Source organism: Pseudomonas sp. FeS53a (assembly GCF_000931385.1).
GTDB classification, from domain to species: Bacteria; Pseudomonadota; Gammaproteobacteria; order Pseudomonadales; family Pseudomonadaceae; genus Metapseudomonas; species Metapseudomonas otitidis.
The window spans coordinates 31354-49434 of the sequence record NZ_JYFT01000041.1; the positions used below are offsets into that span (position 1 = coordinate 31354).

General features: G+C 66.2%; 19 protein-coding genes. 6 read left to right on the forward strand and 13 right to left on the reverse strand.

The features are described from left to right. Nucleotides 1–204 precede the first annotated feature (204 nt). The 5 genes from rplS to ffh form a co-directional block, all read right to left on the reverse strand. Nucleotides 205–555 carry a 50S ribosomal protein L19 gene (gene rplS, locus SZ55_RS12015; RefSeq protein WP_044405904.1) on the reverse strand — a complete coding sequence of 117 codons (351 nt, stop codon included), beginning with the start codon at nucleotides 553–555 and terminating at the stop codon, nucleotides 205–207. Nucleotides 556–599: 44 nt separating this feature from the next. After that, on the reverse strand, nucleotides 600–1352 hold the full coding sequence (gene trmD, locus SZ55_RS12020; RefSeq protein ID WP_044405907.1) for a tRNA (guanosine(37)-N1)-methyltransferase TrmD: 753 nt from the start codon (nucleotides 1350–1352) through the stop codon (nucleotides 600–602). 10 nt (nucleotides 1353–1362) lie between these two features. Continuing rightward, nucleotides 1363–1899 carry a ribosome maturation factor RimM gene (gene rimM / locus SZ55_RS12025; RefSeq protein ID WP_044405908.1) on the reverse strand — a complete coding sequence of 179 codons (537 nt, stop codon included), beginning with the start codon at nucleotides 1897–1899 and terminating at the stop codon, nucleotides 1363–1365. Between the two features lie 9 nt (nucleotides 1900–1908). Next, nucleotides 1909–2160 carry a 30S ribosomal protein S16 gene (gene rpsP / locus SZ55_RS12030; RefSeq protein WP_044405910.1) on the reverse strand — a complete coding sequence of 84 codons (252 nt, stop codon included), beginning with the start codon at nucleotides 2158–2160 and terminating at the stop codon, nucleotides 1909–1911. Nucleotides 2161–2371: 211 nt separating this feature from the next. After that, nucleotides 2372–3745, reverse strand: a complete 1374-nt coding sequence (gene ffh / locus SZ55_RS12035) for a signal recognition particle protein (protein ID WP_044405912.1) — start codon at nucleotides 3743–3745, stop codon at nucleotides 2372–2374. Between the two features lie 156 nt (nucleotides 3746–3901). Between ffh and SZ55_RS12040 the strand changes: the two genes are divergently transcribed. From SZ55_RS12040 to SZ55_RS12050, 3 genes are all read left to right on the forward strand, one after another. Next, entirely contained in the window at nucleotides 3902–4702 is an 801-nt protein-coding gene (locus SZ55_RS12040) for a cytochrome C assembly family protein (protein ID WP_044405914.1), read from the forward strand. Between the two features lies 1 nt (nucleotide 4703). Further along, the gene (locus SZ55_RS12045) at nucleotides 4704–5519 is read left to right on the forward strand and encodes a transporter associated domain-containing protein (RefSeq protein WP_044405916.1); all 816 of its coding nucleotides are present in this window, start codon (nucleotides 4704–4706) and stop codon (nucleotides 5517–5519) included. A 253-nt stretch (nucleotides 5520–5772) separates the two neighbouring features. Further along, nucleotides 5773–7089, forward strand: coding sequence for an MFS transporter (locus tag SZ55_RS12050; RefSeq protein WP_044405918.1), 1317 nt, complete (start codon nucleotides 5773–5775; stop codon nucleotides 7087–7089). Here SZ55_RS12050 and SZ55_RS12055 read toward each other — a convergent pair. From SZ55_RS12055 to SZ55_RS12075, 5 genes are all read right to left on the reverse strand, one after another. Next, nucleotides 7086–7799 carry an SGNH/GDSL hydrolase family protein gene (locus SZ55_RS12055; protein WP_428833057.1) on the reverse strand — a complete coding sequence of 238 codons (714 nt, stop codon included), beginning with the start codon at nucleotides 7797–7799 and terminating at the stop codon, nucleotides 7086–7088. The two genes, SZ55_RS12050 and SZ55_RS12055, sit on opposite strands and share 4 nt — an antisense overlap. 44 nt (nucleotides 7800–7843) lie before the next feature. After that, nucleotides 7844–9025, reverse strand: a complete 1182-nt coding sequence (gene purT, locus SZ55_RS12060) for a formate-dependent phosphoribosylglycinamide formyltransferase (protein WP_044405922.1) — start codon at nucleotides 9023–9025, stop codon at nucleotides 7844–7846. A 61-nt stretch (nucleotides 9026–9086) separates the two neighbouring features. Beyond that, a complete protein-coding gene (locus SZ55_RS12065) occupies nucleotides 9087–9278 on the reverse strand; it encodes a DUF1289 domain-containing protein (RefSeq protein WP_170832296.1) in 192 nt (63 codons plus the stop codon). Next, entirely contained in the window at nucleotides 9278–9802 is a 525-nt protein-coding gene (locus SZ55_RS12070) for a gamma carbonic anhydrase family protein (RefSeq protein WP_044405926.1), read from the reverse strand. The genes SZ55_RS12065 and SZ55_RS12070 overlap by 1 nt, the downstream gene beginning before the upstream one ends. Before the next feature lie 22 nt (nucleotides 9803–9824). Beyond that, nucleotides 9825–10427 (reverse strand): CoA pyrophosphatase, encoded by a 603-nt coding sequence (locus SZ55_RS12075; protein ID WP_044405928.1) that lies wholly within the window; start codon nucleotides 10425–10427, stop codon nucleotides 9825–9827. Between the two features lie 152 nt (nucleotides 10428–10579). Between SZ55_RS12075 and SZ55_RS12080 the strand changes: the two genes are divergently transcribed. After that, a complete protein-coding gene (locus SZ55_RS12080) occupies nucleotides 10580–11134 on the forward strand; it encodes an NUDIX hydrolase (protein ID WP_044405930.1) in 555 nt (184 codons plus the stop codon). A 34-nt stretch (nucleotides 11135–11168) separates the two neighbouring features. Continuing rightward, the gene (locus SZ55_RS12085; protein ID WP_044405932.1) at nucleotides 11169–11672 is read left to right on the forward strand and encodes a L,D-transpeptidase family protein; all 504 of its coding nucleotides are present in this window, start codon (nucleotides 11169–11171) and stop codon (nucleotides 11670–11672) included. Nucleotides 11673–11731: 59 nt separating this feature from the next. Here the strand turns inward: SZ55_RS12085 and SZ55_RS12090 are convergent, their stop codons facing one another. The 3 genes from SZ55_RS12090 to purL all read right to left on the reverse strand — a co-directional run bounded on the left by SZ55_RS12090 (nucleotide 11732) and on the right by purL (nucleotide 16396). Beyond that, on the reverse strand, nucleotides 11732–12049 hold the full coding sequence (locus SZ55_RS12090; protein WP_044405934.1) for a Nif3-like dinuclear metal center hexameric protein: 318 nt from the start codon (nucleotides 12047–12049) through the stop codon (nucleotides 11732–11734). Between the two features lie 158 nt (nucleotides 12050–12207). After that, the gene (locus SZ55_RS27410) at nucleotides 12208–12564 is read right to left on the reverse strand and encodes a CDGSH iron-sulfur domain-containing protein (RefSeq protein ID WP_082078219.1); all 357 of its coding nucleotides are present in this window, start codon (nucleotides 12562–12564) and stop codon (nucleotides 12208–12210) included. Then, nucleotides 12500–16396 carry a phosphoribosylformylglycinamidine synthase gene (gene purL, locus SZ55_RS12095; RefSeq protein WP_044405937.1) on the reverse strand — a complete coding sequence of 1299 codons (3897 nt, stop codon included), beginning with the start codon at nucleotides 16394–16396 and terminating at the stop codon, nucleotides 12500–12502. Before purL ends, SZ55_RS27410 begins: the two co-directional genes overlap by 65 nt. Before the next feature lie 211 nt (nucleotides 16397–16607). On the opposite strand from purL, the gene mltF reads away from it, so the two are divergent. Then, entirely contained in the window at nucleotides 16608–18068 is a 1461-nt protein-coding gene (gene mltF, locus SZ55_RS12100) for a membrane-bound lytic murein transglycosylase MltF (RefSeq protein WP_044405939.1), read from the forward strand. The last annotated feature ends 13 nt before the right edge of the window (nucleotides 18069–18081 follow it).

Here is an 18081-nt window from a genome sequence, read left to right on the forward strand (position 1 = left end):
GTCAACCGCCTACAACCATGCAAACAACGCCAGATGACGATAAGGCTCATTCGCTACGACAAGAGCCAACCCCCGACTCCCACTGCCGCTTCCTCAAAAGCTCGAACACCCTGCCCCCCCAAGTGCCTGCATATCGCTTTCTGCAAGGCAACAAAAAGCCCGCCGCGGTTTCCAGGGGCGGGCTTTTTGTTGTGGAAGCGGGTCTTAGACCAGCTTCTCCTTGATGCGAGCAGCCTTGCCGGACAGGTCGCGGAGGTAGTACAGCTTGGCCTTGCGCACGTCGCCGCGGCGCTTGACGGTCAGGCTGTCCACCAGGGGGGAGTAGGTCTGGAAGGTACGCTCGACGCCAACGCCGTTGGAGATCTTGCGTACGGTGAAGGCGCTGTTCAGGCCGCGGTTACGCTTGCCGATGACCACACCTTCGAAGGCCTGCAGACGGGAACGCTCGCCTTCCTTCACCTTCACTTGCACGATCACGGTGTCGCCAGGGGCGAACGCCGGGATCTCTTTGTTCATTTGTTCAGCTTCGATCTGCTGAATGATCTTGTTGGTCATCGCTGTGCTCCTAAGACAGGCCTTTCGGGCGTGCCATCGATACGTTAACTATCGTCCCGCTGGCGGATGTACTCCTCCAGCAGCTTTTTCTCTTCTCCAGAAAGCGAGCGGCAATCCAGAAGATCGGCCCGACGTTCCCAGGTGCGCCCAAGCGCCTGCTGCAAACGCCATCGCCGGATGTGTTCGTGGTTGCCGCTGAGCAGCACTTCAGGAACACGCTTATCCGCGTACACCTCAGGTCGGGTGTAGTGAGGACAATCGAGCAGGCCGTCCGTGAACGAGTCCTCCTCGGCGGAGTCCGCGTGGCCCAGCGCGCCGGGCAGCAATCGCGTTACCGCGTCGATCAGCACCATGGCCGGCAGCTCACCGCCGGACAGGACGTAATCGCCAATCGACCATTCCTCGTCGACATGCGTCTCGATGAAACGCTCGTCAATGCCTTCGTAGCGACCGGCGATGAGGATGAGGGCTTCCTCCTGCGCCAGTTCGCGCACGGCCGCCTGCTTCAGCTGGCGCCCCTGCGGCGAAAGGTAGATCACCTTCGCCCGATCTCCCGCTGCGGCCTTGGCGGCTGCCAGTGCCCGTTCCAGCGGTTCGATCTTCATCACCATCCCGGGACCACCACCGAAAGGCCGATCATCCACCGTCTGGTGGCGATCCTCGGTGAAGCTCCGTGGGTTCCAGCAATTGAGCTTCAGGAGCCCCTGCTTGACCGCGCGGCTGGTGATGCCGTACTCGCTGATGGCGGCGAACATCTCCGGGAAGATGCTGATGACTTCGACCTGCATGCTTTTCATGTCATGCGGCTCAGAAGTCGGCGTCCCAGTCCACCCTCATTTCACCCGCATCCAGATCGATCGCTTGCACGCATTGCTCCGTGTAGGGCAACAGGCGTTCGCGGTCATCCAGGCTGCCGGTGCAGGGCTTGACCACCATCACATCGTTGGCGCCGGTCTCCAGCAGATGATCGACCTTGCCGAGCAGCTGCCCGTCCTGGTTGATCACGGAGAGACCTTCCAACTGGTGCCAGTAGAACTCGTCTTCCTCAAGTTCAGGCAGCTCGCTTTCGGGAACACGGATTTCAAAACCCGCGTAGGTCCTGGCGACATCGCGGTCGTCCAGCCCTTTCAGCTTCACTACCAGGAACTTGCCTTGGACACGTCCGCTGGCAACTTCGACTTGCTTGACCTCGCCGTCACGCGTGAGCGTCCAGCGGGGGTAATCGAGCACGTTATCCAGTGGGTCCGTGAAGGAATACACCTTCACCTCGCCACGTACGCCGTGCACCGAGAAAATCTTGCCGAGAACGATCAGTTCATCGGCGGCGGCCGGCGTCGCGCTCATGGGAGTTGCTTAGGCAGCAGCCTTGGCAGCTTCCTTCAGCAGCTGAGCAACGCGCTCAGACGGCTGGGCGCCTTGGCTCAGCCAGTAGCTGACGCGCTCCTGATTGACGGACAGCTTGACTTCGGAACCCTGGGCAACCGGGTTGAAGAAACCGATGCGCTCAACAAAGCGGCCATCGCGCGCGTTGCGGCTGTTGGTCACGGTCAGGTGGTAGAAGGGGCGCTTCTTGGAGCCGCCACGGGCAAGACGGATGGTTACCATTGAACTTCGTTCCTGTAGGTCGGTGCTTTTCAAGCGTGTGTGCACACATGGGCCATGGGCCCGAAAGGCCGCATATTCTAAGGATTATCCGGCCGAATGCAAATCTGTTTGTACGCGCCACCTGTCGGTGGCCCCGAAAGCCGCGCCCCGGGCGGGGCCTGGAGGCGCTGGCGCCTCACCACGGCTGACGGAGAGGACCGCTGGCGCGGTCTTACATCTTCGGCATGCCGCCGGGGAACATGCCGCCCATGCCACGCATCATGCGCGACAGGCCGCCCTTGGCGGTGACCTTCTTCATCATCTTCTGCATCTGCTTGTGCTGCTTGATGAGTCGACCGACGTCCTGCACCTGGGTGCCGGAGCCGAGGGCAATGCGGCGCTTGCGCGAGCCGCTGATCATCTCGGGATCACGGCGCTCGGCGGGCGTCATGGAGTTGATGATGGCTTCCATCTGCTTGAACTGCTTCTCGGCGGCATTCTGCGCCCCCCCCATCTGGGAGAGGTTGACGCCACCGAGCATGGGCAGCTTGTCCATGAGGCTGCCGAGGCCGCCCATGTTCTTCATCTGTTGCAGCTGGTCACGGAAGTCTTCGAGGTCGAAGCCCTTGCCCTTCTTGATCTTCTTGGCGAGCTTCTCGGCCTTCTCGCGGTCGAGGCCCTGCTCGGCCTGTTCGATCAGGCTGAGCACGTCGCCCATGCCGAGGATGCGCGACGCCACGCGATCGGGGTGGAACGGATCGAGCGCTTCGCTCTTCTCGCCCATGCCGAGGAACTTGATCGGCTTGCCGGTGATGGCACGGACCGAAAGAGCGGCACCGCCACGGGCGTCACCGTCGACCTTGGTCAGCACCACGCCGGTCAGCGGCAGTGCATCGTTGAAGGCCTTGGCGGTGTTGGCCGCGTCCTGGCCGGTCATGGCGTCAACCACGAACAGGGTCTCCACCGGCTTGATCGCCGCGTGGACCTGCTTGATCTCCTCCATCATCTCGCCGTCGACGTGCAGGCGACCGGCGGTGTCGACGATGACCACGTCGATGAACTTCAGCTTGGCTTCGCGGATCGCCGCCTGGGCGATGTCCACCGGCTTCTGGCTGGTGTCGGAGGGGAAAAAGGTCACCTCCAGGTCATTGGCCAGGGTTTCCAGCTGCTTGATCGCCGCCGGGCGGTAGACGTCGGCGGACACCACCAGGACCGACTTCTTCTTGCGCTCCTTGAGGAAGCGCGCGAGCTTGCCGACGGTGGTGGTCTTGCCCGCGCCCTGTAGGCCGGCCATGAGGATGACCGCCGGTGGTGCGGCATTCAGCGCCAGGTCTTCGTTGGCGGCGCCCATCAGGTCGACCAGTTCGGCCTGGACGATCTTCACGAAGGCCTGGCCCGGGGTCAGGCTCTTGGAGACCTCGGTCCCGACCGCGCGTTCCTTGACCTTGTTGACGAAGTCCTTGACGACGGGCAGCGCCACGTCGGCTTCGAGCAGCGCCATGCGCACTTCGCGCAGGGTGTCCTTGATGTTGTCCTCGGTCAGCTTGGCCTTGCCGGTGACGTGGCGCAGCGTCTGCGAGAGGCGGTCTGTGAGATTTTCGAACATGCGCGATCCTTTCAGGCCCTGGAGGCCCCGGGTGAGCTTGCGGCAGGCGGCGGAGTATAGCGAAGAGCGGGCGGCGCCGACACCGCCAGCGGTCTTTCGTGAGCACGCCGTTCTGTGCCACACTCAGCGCCTTTCGGGCTTGCCTTACAAGGACTTATGCACCCTCTGCTGCCCAGCCTCCTGGCTGCCTTCCTCTATGTAGGCGGCGCCATCCACCAGGGCCTTCGTCTGCGCGAGCGCAAGACGCCGGACAAGCACATGCTCGCCGTGCTCGGCCTGCTGGCCCTGATCAGCCACGCCACCGCGCTGTTCTTCCAGCTCATCGCCCCGGCCGGCCTGACCCTCGACTTCTTCAATGCCGCGAGCCTCATCGCCGCCGCCGTGATCGGCCTCACACTCTTGGCCTGCAGCCGCATGCCGGTGGAGAACCTGCTCCTGCTGTTGTATCCGCTCGGCGCGCTCACGGTACTGCTGGCGATCTTCGTGCCCTCGGGCACGGTGCAGCCGATCGACGAGGAGCCGGGCATCCTCGCCCACATCCTGCTGTCGATCCTGGCCTACGGCATGCTGACCATCGCCGTGTTCCAGTCCCTGCTGCTGCTGCTCCAGGACCACCAGCTCAAGCACAAGCACCCGTCCGGGCTGATCCGCAACTTCCCCGCCCTGCAAACCATGGAAAGCCTGCTGTTCGGCTTCCTCTGGGCCGGCTGGGGCCTGCTGTCGCTGTCACTGATCTCGGGCTGGCTGTTCGTCGAGAACCTCTTCGCCCAGCACCTGGCGCACAAGACCATCCTCTCCTGCTTCGCCTGGGTGGTTTTCGCCGTGCTGCTCTGGGGCCGCCACCAGCTGGGTTGGCGTGGCCACAAGGCGATCCGCTGGACCCTGGCGGGCTTCTGCCTGCTGATGCTGGCCTACTTCGGCAGCAAGCTGGTCCGCGAATTCATCCTGCACATCTGAGATGCCCGCCCCCGGCCTCCTCCTTGGCCTGATCCTCGGCCTGCTGATCGCCTCGGCAGGCGCCTGGGTGCTGGCGCGCCGCAAGCCGGCTCCCGAGCGCATCCAGGAAGACGAGAGCCCCCAGCAACACCTGCCCCACGAGCTAACCCGCGCCCTGCAGCGGGTCACCATCAGCGAGATCATGGTTCCGCGCAGCGAGATCCAGGGCATCGACATCGCCCAGTCGCCGGAGCGCATCCTGGAACAACTGCGGGCCACCACCCACACCCGCCTGCCGGTGTACCGCGAGGACATCAACCAGGTGGAAGGCATGCTGCACATGCGCCAGGTGGCGCGGCTGCTGCCCAAGACCGGGATCACCGCCGACGAGTTGCTCGGCGTGTGCCGCGAAACCTACTTCATCCCCGAGAGCACGCCCTTGCTGACCCAGCTGGTGAACTTCCAGAAGGAACAGCGCCGCGTCGCCATCGTGGTCGACGAATACGGCGACGTGATCGGGCTGGTGAGCCTGGAGGACATCTTCCAGGAGCTGATCGGCGAGTTCGGCAGCCTGGAGGACTTCGCCCCCACCCGCACCATCACCCCGGCCGAGGACGGCAGCTACGAACTCGATGGCAGCCTGCACCTGCGCGAGCTCAACCGCCTGCTCGGCTGGCACCTGCCGTGCGACGGCCCCAAGACCCTCAATGGTCTGATCACCGAAGCCCTGGAACAACTGCCCGATGCCAGCGCCTGCCTGAAGATCGGCCGCTACCGCCTGGAAATCCTCGAATCCGCCGAGAACCGGATCCAGCGTGTGCGCGCCTGGCGAACCTGACCGCCTTGCCGGCTTTTTCCCGGCCTTCCTATAATCGCCCTCGGCTCATCCAGCCCCTCTCGCGCACCGGCTACCCGCCCCCGCCACGGCCAGACCCGGCCACCTGAGACCGCCCTGCCCTGTCGCCACCCGCCGCAACGGAGCAGTCGCAAGGCCCTGAAGCCGGCTATCCGCCGACCTCGCCCCAGCCCCTCAGTCCACACGCCAATACCAGGGGCGTCGCCCGTGCCGACGCCCGCCAGGGGACAACCGCATGACTTCCACTGCCTGCACCGAGACTCCGGCCACCACGCCTCCCGCGAACTCACCCGCCCGCGTCGCCACGGCCAGCTTCATCGGCACGGCCATCGAGTTCTACGACTTCTATATCTACGCCACCGCCGCCGCCCTGGTAATCGGCCCGGTGTTCTTCCCCCAGGGCTCGCCGACGGCGCAGATGCTTTCGGCCTTCCTCACCTTCGGCATCGCCTTCCTCGCGCGGCCGCTGGGCTCGGCCCTGTTCGGGCACTTCGGCGACCGTATCGGACGCAAGTCGACCCTGGTGGCCTCCCTGCTGCTGATGGGTGTGTCCACCACCCTGATCGGTGTGCTGCCCGGCTACGACAGCATCGGCGCCTGGGCACCGATCCTGCTGTGCCTGCTGCGCTTCGGCCAGGGCCTGGGGCTGGGGGGCGAATGGGGCGGTGCGGCGCTGCTGGCCACCGAGAACGCGCCACCGGGCAAGCGCGCCTGGTTCGGCATGTTCCCGCAACTCGGCCCCTCCATCGGTTTCCTCGCCGCCAACGGCCTGTTCCTCTCCCTGGCTCTACTGCTCAGTGACGAGCAGTTCCGGGCCTGGGGCTGGCGCATTCCCTTCCTGCTCAGTGCCGTGCTGGTGATGGTCGGTCTCTATGTGCGCCTGAAGCTGGAGGAAACCCCGGTCTTCGCCCAGGCCCTGGCCCAGCATCGCCAGGTGAAGCTGCCGGTGGTGGAAGCCTTTGCCGGCCACTGGCGCCCTATCCTGCTGGGCGCCCTGGCGATGGTGGTGTGCTACGCGCTGTTCTACATCTCCACGGTGTTTTCCCTCAGCCACGGCGTGGCGAGCCTCGGCTACAGCCGCGAGAGCTTCCTCGGCATGCTGTGCTTCGCGGTGCTGTTCATGGCGGCGGCCACCCCGCTCTCGGCCTGGCTCAGCGACCGCTTCGGGCGCAAGCCGGTGCTGATCGGCGGCTGTGTGCTGGCGATCCTCTCCGGTTTCACCATGGAGCCACTGCTGACCCAGGGGTCCACCCTTTCGGTGACCCTGTTCCTCAGCCTGGAGCTGTTCCTGATGGGGGTGACCTTTGCCCCCATGGGCGCGCTGCTGCCCGAGCTGTTTCCCACCCCGGTGCGCTACACCGGCGCGTCGGCGGCCTACAACCTAGGGGGCATCGTGGGCGCTTCGGTGGCGCCGTTCTTCGCCCAGAAGCTGGTCAGCCTCGGCGGCCTGTCATGGGTGGGGGGCTATGTATCGGCAGCGGCGCTGCTCAGCCTGCTGGCCGTGCTGTGCCTGAAGGAGACTCGCGACCGGGACCTGTCCGACCCCCGTTAACCGGCTGCCGCAGCCAAGGGCGGTTGCGGCACCATCTCGAGCCACAGGCGGTCGGCCAGCAGGCCGGCCCAGACCTCGCAGCCCAGCTCGGACGGGTGGTAGCCATCGATCGCCAGGTAGTCGGGGCGCATCGCCAGGGTGGCGGTGCAATGAAGGGCGCCCATGGGGCTGGCCGTCTCCGCCAGCACCCGGTCCATCAAGCGCGCACGCCAGCCCAGCAGCAGGCGCAGCGGCCAGGGCAAGGCACGGAAGTGACCGAGCGGCGGCACGGCGGAAAAGGCCACGCAAGCGCCACGCTTGAGGAAGGGCCTGCCCAGCCCTTCCAGCGCCTGGCGCCAACGGGATCGCGAAGTGAAATGGGTGGTGTCGTTGACGCCGAAGGCCATCACCACCAGGTCGGGTGCCTCGTCGACCACCTGCGGCAACAGGCGCTCGCAGGCCTCCACGGCGGTGATGCCGTTCTCCCCACAGGCCCGCCAGGCTACCGGGCGCTCCAGGCGGCGCGACAGCGCATTGGCCAGTTGCCCCGGAAGTGCCCGTTCGAGCAGGTCGACTCCGACACCCGCGACGGTGGACTCGCCGATCACCAGCAGCCGCATCGGCTCACCGGCGAACCCCGCGCCCGCCACCCCCTGCTCGGGGCCTGCTGCCGGCGGCAGGCGCAGGGCGGTGCGCCGGGTATGCAGGGCGAGGGGCAGCATGAGGGGCATCAGCGTGACCGCCGATGCCCACCAGAGTGCCCCGGCCCAGCGGCTCACAGCTTGACGTCGACCGCCTGGGCGGAACGGGTCGCCTTGGCGCGGGCCAGGTCGGTGGACTCGTCACGCGCCAGGGCTACGCCCATGCGGCGCTGGCCATCGACTTCCGGCTTGCCGAACAGGCGCAACGCGGTGTCCGGCTCGTTCAGTGCGGCGGCGAGGTTGCCGAAGCTGACTTCGCCGGATTTGCCTTCCACCAGGATGACGGCGGAAGCCGACGGCCCCTGCTGGCGGATGGCCGGGATCGGCAGGCCGAGGATGGCGCGCGCGTGCAGGGCGAACTCGGAGAGGTCCTGGGAGATCAGGGTCACCAGGCCGGTGTCATGGGGGCGCGGCGAGACTTCGCTGAACCACACCTGGTCGCCCTTGACGAACAGTTCGACGCCGAACAGGCCACGACCGCCCAGTGCCTCGGTCACGGCCTTGGCCACGCGCTCGGACTCGGCCAGTGCCTTCGGGCTCATGGCCTGGGGCTGCCAGGACTCGTGGTAGTCGCCCTTCACCTGGCGGTGGCCGATGGGCGCGCAGAAGGTGGTGCCGCCGATGTGGCGCACGGTGAGCAGGGTGATCTCGTAGTCGAAGTCGATGAAGCCCTCGACGATGACCCGGCCCTTGCCGGCCCGGCCGCCTTCCTGGGCGTAGTCCCAGGCGGTCTGCAGGTCGGCGTCGCTCTTCAGCACGGACTGGCCCTTGCCGGAGGAGCTCATGATCGGCTTGACCACGCAGGGGTAGCCGACGCTGGCCACGGCGGCGCGGTAGTCCTCGAAGGTGTCGGCGAAGTGGTAGGGCGAGGTGGGCAGGCCCAGCTCCTCGGCCGCCAGCCGGCGGATGCCCTCGCGGTTCATGGTCAGCTGCGCGGCGCGGGCAGTGGGAATGACGGTGTAGCCCTCGGCCTCCAGATCCACCAGGGTGGCGGTGGCGATGGCTTCGATCTCCGGCACGATGTAGTGCGGCTTTTCCAGCTCGATGACACGGCGCAGGGCCTCGCCGTCCAGCATGCTGATGACGTGGCTGCGGTGGGCGACCTGCATGGCCGGTGCGTTCTCGTAGCGGTCCACGGCGATGACTTCAACGCCCAGGCGTTGCAGTTCGATCACCACTTCCTTGCCCAGCTCGCCAGAGCCGCAGAGCAATACACGGGTCGCGCTCGGCGACAGCGGGGTTCCAATACGGGGCATCGGTGTTTCCTCGAAGGATGAAGAGTCGGTGAGGCGCCGGCGCGACCGGCGCCTGGAAGGGTCAGGCCATCAACTGGCCCTTGTCGCGCGCGCGCTCCAGGCAACGGGCCAGGACCTCGCGGCGCTCGGTGTTGTCCATGCGCCCCCAGCGGCTGATTTCATCAATGCTGCGCTGGCACCCGAGGCAGGTATCGTCATCGTCCAGCGCACAGACGTGTACGCAAGGGGACGGTACGGGGCGTTCGATTTCCATCAGTCTTCCTGTTCGACCAGCTCGCGGGCGTAGCGCTGGGCGTTGTGTACGTAGTGGGCGGCACTGGCTTCGAGCATTTTCTTCTGTGGCTCGGTCAGCTCGCGGACGATTTTACCGGGAGAGCCCATCACCAGCGAGCCATCGGGTATTTCCTTGCCCTCGGCGATCAGCGCGTTGGCGCCGATGATGCAGTACTTGCCGATCTTCGCCCCGTTGAGGATCACCGCATTGATGCCGACCAGGCTGTAGTCGCCGACCGTGCAGCCGTGGAGCATGGCGTTGTGACCGACGGTGACCCCCTTGCCGAGGGTCAGCGGGTAGCCCATGTCGGTGTGCATCACCGCACCGTCCTGCACATTGCTGTGCTCGCCGATGTGGATCAGCTCGTTGTCGCCGCGCAGCACGGCACCGAACCAGACGCTGGCGCCCGCCTCCAGGCGCACCTTGCCGATCACCGAGGCGTCGGGGGCGATCCAGCTGTCGGGATGGGTTTCGACACGGGCGTTACCCAGGCGGTATTTCATCAGGCGCTCCTGTATGCGGGACTCAGGTGAGTTTGACGAAGGATTCCGGCGGCTCGCGCAGCTCGATGCCGGCATCGAAGATGAGGTTGACCAGCTCCACCACCATGATGGCGGTGAGGCCCCAGATCTTGTACCCGTCGTAGTGATAGCTGGGCACGTACCAGCTCTGCCCGAGGTAGTCGATGCGGTGGGTGACCTCGCGGGGGTCATCGCGGAAGAACGACAGCGGCACGCTGAACACCGAGTCGATCTCGCCCCGGTTGGCGTGGTACTCGACGTAATCGGGCACCAGCCCGACATAGGGCGTGACCTTGATGCCGTGGCGGGACACCAGGGTGCTCAAGGGCCCGACCACTTCCACCAGGCCTGGCGGCAGGCCGATCTCCTCTTCCGCCTCGCGCAGGGCGGTGTGGATCAGGTCGCGGTCCTCGGGGTCACGTCGTCCGCCGGGAAAGGCCACCTCGCCGCCATGGGTAGACAAGCCACTGGCGCGCAGGGTCAGGATCAGTTCGGGGTCGTCGCTGCGGGTCACCGGCACCAGCACCGCTGCTTCGGGAAAGCTGCGCTCGATGGGCAGGTCGGTGGGGGAATGGCTCCGCACCCGGCGGAGAAGCTCATCCAGCATGGAAGGTCTCGGTCTCTTGTTGTGCCGGGCATCATGGCACGAACCGCCAGGGGCCCCCAAGCCCCGTTCCGCCCTTCGATCCAGCCACCCGCCCCGCTTGCCGAGCCCCTGGCCGGCGCGCCAAGATGACGACCTCCAACCGAGGGCCCCCGATGAAGTTCTGCAGCCAGTGCGGCACCCCCGTGGTGCAACGCATCCCCCAGGGCGACAACCGCCTGCGTCACGTCTGCGATGCCTGCGACACGGTGCACTACCAGAACCCGCGCATCGTCTCCGGCTGCCTGCCGGTCTGGGGCCAGCAGGTGCTGCTGTGCCGCCGGGCCATCGAGCCCCGCCGTGGCTACTGGACGCTGCCGGCCGGCTTCATGGAGAACGGCGAGACCATGGAACAGGCCGCCGCCCGGGAAACCGCCGAAGAGGCCTGCGCCCGGGTCCACAACCTGCGCCTGTATACGCTGTTCGACCTGCCCCACATCAGCCAGGTCTACACCCTGTTCCTCGCCGACCTCACCGACCTGGACTTCGCCGCTGGCGAGGAAAGCCTCGAGGTGCGGCTGTTCCACGAGCACGAGATCCCTTGGTCCGAGCTGGCTTTTCCCACTGTGGGCCGTACCTTAGAATGCTTCTTCGCCGACCGGGTGCAGCAGGTCTACCCGGTGCGCAACGAACCGCTGGCCCCTCTGGTGGCCCATGACAAGAAAGCCTGATCGCTGCCAACACGTGTTCCCGGGGATGCTGTAGATGCGCTGGATGCTCCTAGCCTTTGTTTTCCTGTTCACCACCCTTTCCCACGCCAGCGCTGCACCCGCCCTGGGCGGCAAGCCCATCGACAAGGTGCTGGTGGTGAAGTCCGAGCGCAAGCTGCTGCTCATGAATCGCGGCGACATCCTCAAGAGCTACCGCATCTCCCTGGGCAAGCAGCCCAACGGGCCGAAGCTGCGCGAGGGCGACCAGCGCACCCCCGAGGGCTTCTACTGGATCGACTGGCGCAAGACCAGCGACAAGTACAACCTGGCCATGCACATCTCCTACCCCAACGCCCGCGACGCCAAACTGGCCCGCGAAAAGGGCGTGCCCCCGGGCGGCATGATCATGATCCACGGCACCCCGTTGGACGAGGAGTACCCCGAGTGGTACTTCCACACCCTCGACTGGACCGAAGGCTGCATCGCCATGAAGAACGCCGACATGCGCGAGATCTGGAGCCTGGTGAAGGACGGCACGCTGATCGAGATCCGCCCCTGAGCCCAGCCCCAATAGAAAAGGCGCCTTGAAGGCGCCTTTTTCATGCCTGGTCGATCAGCTCAGAACACCAGGTCCGACAACCGCCACACCTCGAAGGCCGGGGTCTCGTAGGGATGGGCCTTCTTCAGGGCCCGCACCGCATCGTGGATCAGCTCGTCGGCCACCACCATCTCCACCTTCCACTCGGGCAGGTGCTCGACCTGCCCCACCTGGCCGATGAACGGATCGGCGCCATCGAGGGGCCTGAACTGCCCCTGACCCAGGGCCTGCCAGGAGCAGCTGTCATAGGCGCCGATGCGCCCTCCACCCGCTGCGAAGACCGCCTGCTTGACGGGTTCGACATGGGACTCCGGCACATAGAAGCACAGCTTGTACATCAATAACTCCGTCAGGAAATTACAGGCTGGACAGTGATGGCACGATGATGCCACTTAATCGAGACCGTCCGCCAAGATTTTATGAATCCGTGGAATCGACCCGCCATTCGACTAACGGGAAGGTGTCGCGTTCAGCCGGGTCCGGAAAAAACGACGGTTCACCGTCCGGCCCAGAAGCGCTGCCATCGCGCCTTGAAACCGACGGCTTCGGGCGCATGGCTGCCATCGCACCAGGGCAGGCGACGGGATCGACCACAACGACAGAGCAGGAGGATACGCGGGCGTTCGGCCTGGAAGGCGAGCCCTTGTCGACAATCGAGGGGACAGTCGGGAAGCCGGGGCGAATGCCCACAGCTGCAGAGCAGGAGGCGCACGCCAGGCTCGACCTGGCGCACTTCGGGCAGCCTGCCCTCCTCCCCCGGCGCCGGGAGAGGAGGACCAGCAGGGTCGTCAGTCGACCCAGACACGCGCGTTGCGGAACATGCGCATCCAGCCGGCGTCTTCCTGCCACTCATCCGGGCGCCAGGAGTTCTGCACGGCGCGGAACACGCGCTCCGGGTGCGGCATCATGATGGTCACGCGGCCGTCGCGGCTGGTGAGACCGGTGATGCCACGGGGCGAGCCGTTGGGGTTGGCCGGGTAGCTCTCGGTGACCTTGCCGTGGTTGTCGACGAAGCGCAGGGACACGCAACCGGACAGGTCCGCTTCCAGCAGGGCTTCCTCGCTCTCGAACTCGGCATGGCCTTCACCGTGGGCGATGGCGATGGGCATGCGCGAACCGGCCATGCCACGCAGGAAGATCGACGCCGACTCCTGCACCTGCACCATGGCGACGCGCGCCTCGAACTGCTCCGAGCGGTTGCGCACGAAGTGCGGCCAGAACTCGGTGCCGGGGATCAGCTCGTGCAGGTTGGACATCATCTGGCAACCGTTGCACACGCCCAGGGCGAAGCTGTCCTTGCGCTCGAAGAAGGCCTGGAAGCCATCGCGGGCACGGGCGTTGAAGAGGATGGACTTGGCCCAGCCCTCGCCGGCGCCGAGCACGTCGCCGTAGGAGAAGCCACCGCAGGCCACCAGGCCCTTGAAGTCTTCGAGGCTGATGCGACCGGCGAGGATGTCGCTCATGTGCACGTCGATGGCCGAGAAGCCGGCGCGGTCGAACGCCGCCGCCATCTCCACCTGGCCGTTGACGCCCTGCTCACGCAGGATCGCCACCTGGGGACGCACACCCTTCTTGATGTAGGGCGCGGCGATGTCCTGGTTGACGTCGAAGGACAGCTTGGCGCTCAGGCCGGGGTTCTCTTCGTCGAGGAGAACGTCGAACTCCTGGTCGGCACACACGGCGTTGTCGCGCAGGCGCTGGATCTGGTAGCTGGTCTCGGCCCACTGGCGCTGCAGCATGCGGCGCTCGCCGGTGAAGACCGCCTCGCCATTGAAGGCGATGGCGACGCTGGCACTGTTGAGCGGACGGCCGATCACCGCCACGCAATCGCCCAGGCCGGCAGCGCTGAACTGGGCCAGCACCTCGGCGGTGGCGCCCTGCTGGACCTGGATGACGGCACCCAGCTCCTCGTTGAACAGCACGGCCGGCAGCTCGGCGGCGGCATCGGCCAGGGCGTCCAGTTGCAGGTCCAGACCACAGTGGCCGGCGAAGGCCATTTCCAGCACGGTGGTCATCAGGCCACCGTCGGAACGGTCGTGGTAGGCCAGCAGCAGGCCGTCCTGGTTCAGGCCCTGGATCACCGCGAAGAAGGCCTTCAGGTCCTCGGCATCATCCACGTCCGGCGCGGCCTGGCCGAGCTTGGCGTAGGTCTGGGCGAGGATCGAGCCGCCCATGCGGTTCTGGCCACGGCCCAGGTCAATGAGGATCAGGTCGGTGTCACCCTTGTCCAGGCGCAGCTGCGGGGTCAGGGTGCGGCGCACGTCCTGCACCGGGGCGAAGCCGGAGATGACCAGGGACAGCGGCGAGGTGACGGACTTGTCCACACCCTCGTCCTGCCAGCGGGTCTTCATGGACATGGAGTCCTTGCCCACCGGGATGGTGATGCCCAGCGCCGGGCACAGCTCCATGCCCACGGCCTTGACCGTGTCGTACAGGCGGGCGTCTTCGCCGGGGTGGCCGGCAGCGGCCATCCAGTTGGCGGACAGCTTGATGTCGGAAAGCTTCTCGATGCGTGCCGCCGCCAGGTTGGTGATGGCCTCGCCGACGGCCATGCGGCCGGACGCCGGGGCATCCAGCAGGGCCAGCGGGGTGCGCTCGCCCATGGCCATGGCTTCGCCGGTGTAGACGTCGAAGCTGGTGGCGGTCACGGCGCAGTCGGCCACCGGTACCTGCCAGGGGCCGACCATCTGGTCGCGGGCCACCAGGCCGGTGATGGTGCGGTCGCCGATGGTGATCAGGAAGCTCTTGCTGGCCACGGCCGGGTGGCGCAGCACGCGGGATACGGCGTCTTCCAGCGCAACGGTGTTGGCGTCGAAGTCATCGCCCTGCTCGGCTTCACGGGTAACGCTGCGGTGCATGCGCGGCGGCTTGCCCAGCAGCACGTTGAGCGGCATGTCCACCGGCTTGTTGCCGAAGTGGCTGTCGGCCACGGTGAGGTGCGGCTCCTCGATGGCCTCGCCGACCACCGCGAAGGGGCAGCGCTCGCGTTCGCAGATGGCCTTGAAGCGCTCGAAGTCAGCGGCGTCGACCGAGAGCACATAGCGCTCCTGGGACTCGTTGCACCAGATCTCCAGCGGGCTCATGCCCGGCTCGTCGTTGGGCACGGCGCGCAGTTCGAAGCGACCACCGCGGCCGCCGTCGTTGATCAGCTCCGGCAGGGCGTTGGAGATGCCGCCGGCACCCACGTCGTGGATGAACTTGATGGGGTTCTCGGCGCCCAGCTGCCAGCAACGGTCGATCACTTCCTGGCAGCGACGCTCCATCTCGGGGTTGTCACGCTGCACGGAGGCGAAGTCCAGGTCGGCGGAGCTGGCACCCGTGGCCATGGAGGACGCGGCGCCACCACCCAGGCCGATGAGCATGGCCGGGCCACCGAGGACGATCAGCTTGGCGCCGATGGAGATCTCGGCCTTCTGCACGTGGTCCGCACGGATGTTGCCCATGCCGCCAGCCAGCATGATCGGCTTGTGGTAGCCACGCACTTCTTCGCCACGGGGCGACTGGACCGCCTGCTCGAAGGTGCGGAAGTAGCCGTTCAGCGCAGGACGGCCGAACTCGTTGTTGAACGCAGCGCCGCCCAGCGGGCCCTCGATCATGATGTCCAGCGCGGTGACGATGCGCTCGGGCTTGCCGTAGGGCTTCTCCCAGGGCTGTTCGAAGCCGGGGATCTGCAGGTTGGAAACGGTGAAGCCGGTCAGGCCGGCCTTCGGCTTGGCGCCGCGACCGGTGGCGCCCTCGTCACGGATCTCGCCGCCGGAGCCGGTGGAGGCGCCGGGGAACGGGGCGATGGCGGTCGGGTGGTTGTGGGTCTCCACCTTCATCAGGATGTGCACGGGCTCTTCGGTCGCGCCGTACTGGCGGGTGGCAGGGTCGGGGAAGAAGCGGCCGGCGGTGAAGCCCTCGATGACCGACGCGTTGTCCTTGTAGGCGGACAGCACGCCTTCGCGGTTCATCTCGTAGGTGTTCTTGATCATGCCGAACAGGCTCTTCTCCTGCGCCTGGCCGTCGATGTCCCAGCTGGCGTTGAAGATCTTGTGGCGGCAGTGCTCGGAGTTGGCCTGGGCGAACATCATCAGCTCGACGTCATGGGGGTTGCGCCCCATCTCGTTGAAGCTCTTCACCAGGTAATCGATCTCGTCATCGGCCAGGGCCAGGCCCAGCTCGACGTTGGCCTTCTCCAGGGCGGCGCGACCGCCACCCAGGACGTCCACCACGGTGAGCGGCTTGGGCTCGGCATGGCTGAACAGGGCGGACGCGGCTTCCAGCTCGCCCAGCACCAGCTGGGTCATGCGGTCGTGCAGGACGCTGGCGATCAGTTGTGCATCGGCGTCCGACAACTGGCCGGCGACGTAATAGGCGATGCCGCGCTCGATGCGCTGGATCTTCGCCAGGCCGCAGTTGCGGGCGATGTCGGTGGCCTTGCTGGACCAGGGCGAGATGGTGCCGAAACGCGGGACCACCAGGAACAGGCGCCCTGCGGGCTCCTGCACCGGTACGCTCGGCCCGTACTGGAGCAGCCGTGCCAGCACCTTCTCCTCAGCGGCGTCGAGCACGCCGGTGACTTCGGCAAAGTGGGCGAACTCGGCGTACAGACCGGAGACGGCGGGTACCTTCTGGGTCAGTTGCTCGAGCAGTTTGCCGTGACGGAAGGCGGAAAGGGCGGGGGCACCGCGCAGGATCAACATCGTCGGGACAGCCTCTGGGAAGGGGTGTACTTGGAGGCCGTGCATTCTAGCCTAAAGGACCTCTTTTCGGCACCTTCGACAAGGCGGGACGACAGCAGGCTCTTAGGACGCTGTATTCCCCGTCCCACGGCGCCTCAAGCCGTTTCGGTTAGCAGAGAAGAATCTCGCTGTCGAGATATGGCAAGAAACGGCGTTTGCGTATACTGCGCCGATGTTCACCCCACCCGTGTTCCGCACGCGCCGTGCCCTGTGGCTGATGGCGACCGGAATCCTCCTGCTGCTCGGCGGCTGCAAACAGCCCAATACCCTCGAGCGCATCCAGGAGGAGGGCGTCCTACGCGTGGTCACCCGCAACAGCCCGGCCACCTACTTCCAGGACCGCAACGGCGAAACCGGTTTCGAGTACGAACTGGTCAAGCGCTTCGCCGACGACCTGGGCGTGCGCCTGGAAATCGAGACCGCCGACAACATCGACGACCTCTTCGGCCGCCTCGGCCAGGCCAAGGGCCCGGTGCTGGCCGCCGCCGGCCTGGTGGCCAGCGATGCCCGCCAGCGCCAGGTGCGCTTTTCCCACCCGTACCTGGAGGTCACCCCCCAGGTCATCTACCGCAACGGCGAACGCCGCCCTACCCGCCCGGAAGACCTGGTGGGCCAGCGCATCCTCGTGCTCAAGGGCAGCAGCCATGCCGAGCAGCTCGCCGCCCTCAAAGCCCAGTACCCGGAGCTGAACTACGAGGAATCCGACGAAGTCGAGATCGTCGACCTGCTGCGCATGGTGGATGAAGGCCAGATCGACCTGACCCTGGTGGACTCCAACGAACTGGCCATGAACCAGGTCTACTTCCCCAACGTGCGCGTCGCCTTCGACCTGGGCGACGCCAGCAACCTGGCCTGGGCCGTCGCCCCCGGCGAAGACAACAGCCTGCTCGACCAGGTCAACGGCTTCCTCGACAAGGCCAAGCAGAACGGCACCCTGCAGCGTCTGAAGGATCGCTACTACGGCCATGTCGACGTCCTTGGCTACGTCGGCGCCTACACCTTCGCCAAGCACCTGCAGCAACGCTTGCCCAAGTACGAACAGCACTTCCGCCAGGCCTCCCAGAGCAACCAGGTGGACTGGCGCCTGCTGGCCGCCATCGGCTACCAGGAGTCGCTCTGGCAGCCCACCGCCACCTCCAAGACCGGCGTGCGCGGCCTGATGATGCTGACCCAGGACACCGCCAAGGCCATGGGCGTGTCCAACCGGCTGGACGCCCGCCAGAGCATCGGCGGCGGCAGCAAGTACTTCGCCATGATCAAGGAAGGCCTCTCGGACGACCTCAAGGAGCCGGATCGCACCTGGTTCGCCCTGGCCGCCTACAACATCGGCATCGCCCACCTGGGCGACGCCCGCAAGCTGGCGGAAGCCGAAGGCCTGAACCCCAACAAGTGGCTCGATGTGAAGCAGATGCTGCCGCGTCTCTCGCAGAAGCAGTGGTACCGCAAGACCCGCTACGGCTATGCACGGGGCGGCGAGACGGTGCAGTTCGTGCAGAACATCCGCCGCTACTACGACATCCTCACCTGGGTGACCCAGCCGCAGATGGAAGGCACCGAAGTGGCCGAGGGCAGCCTCCACGTGCCGGGCATCGACAAGACGCCGCCGGCGGACGGTGCCAACGAGAAGCTCTGAAGCTCGAACCGCC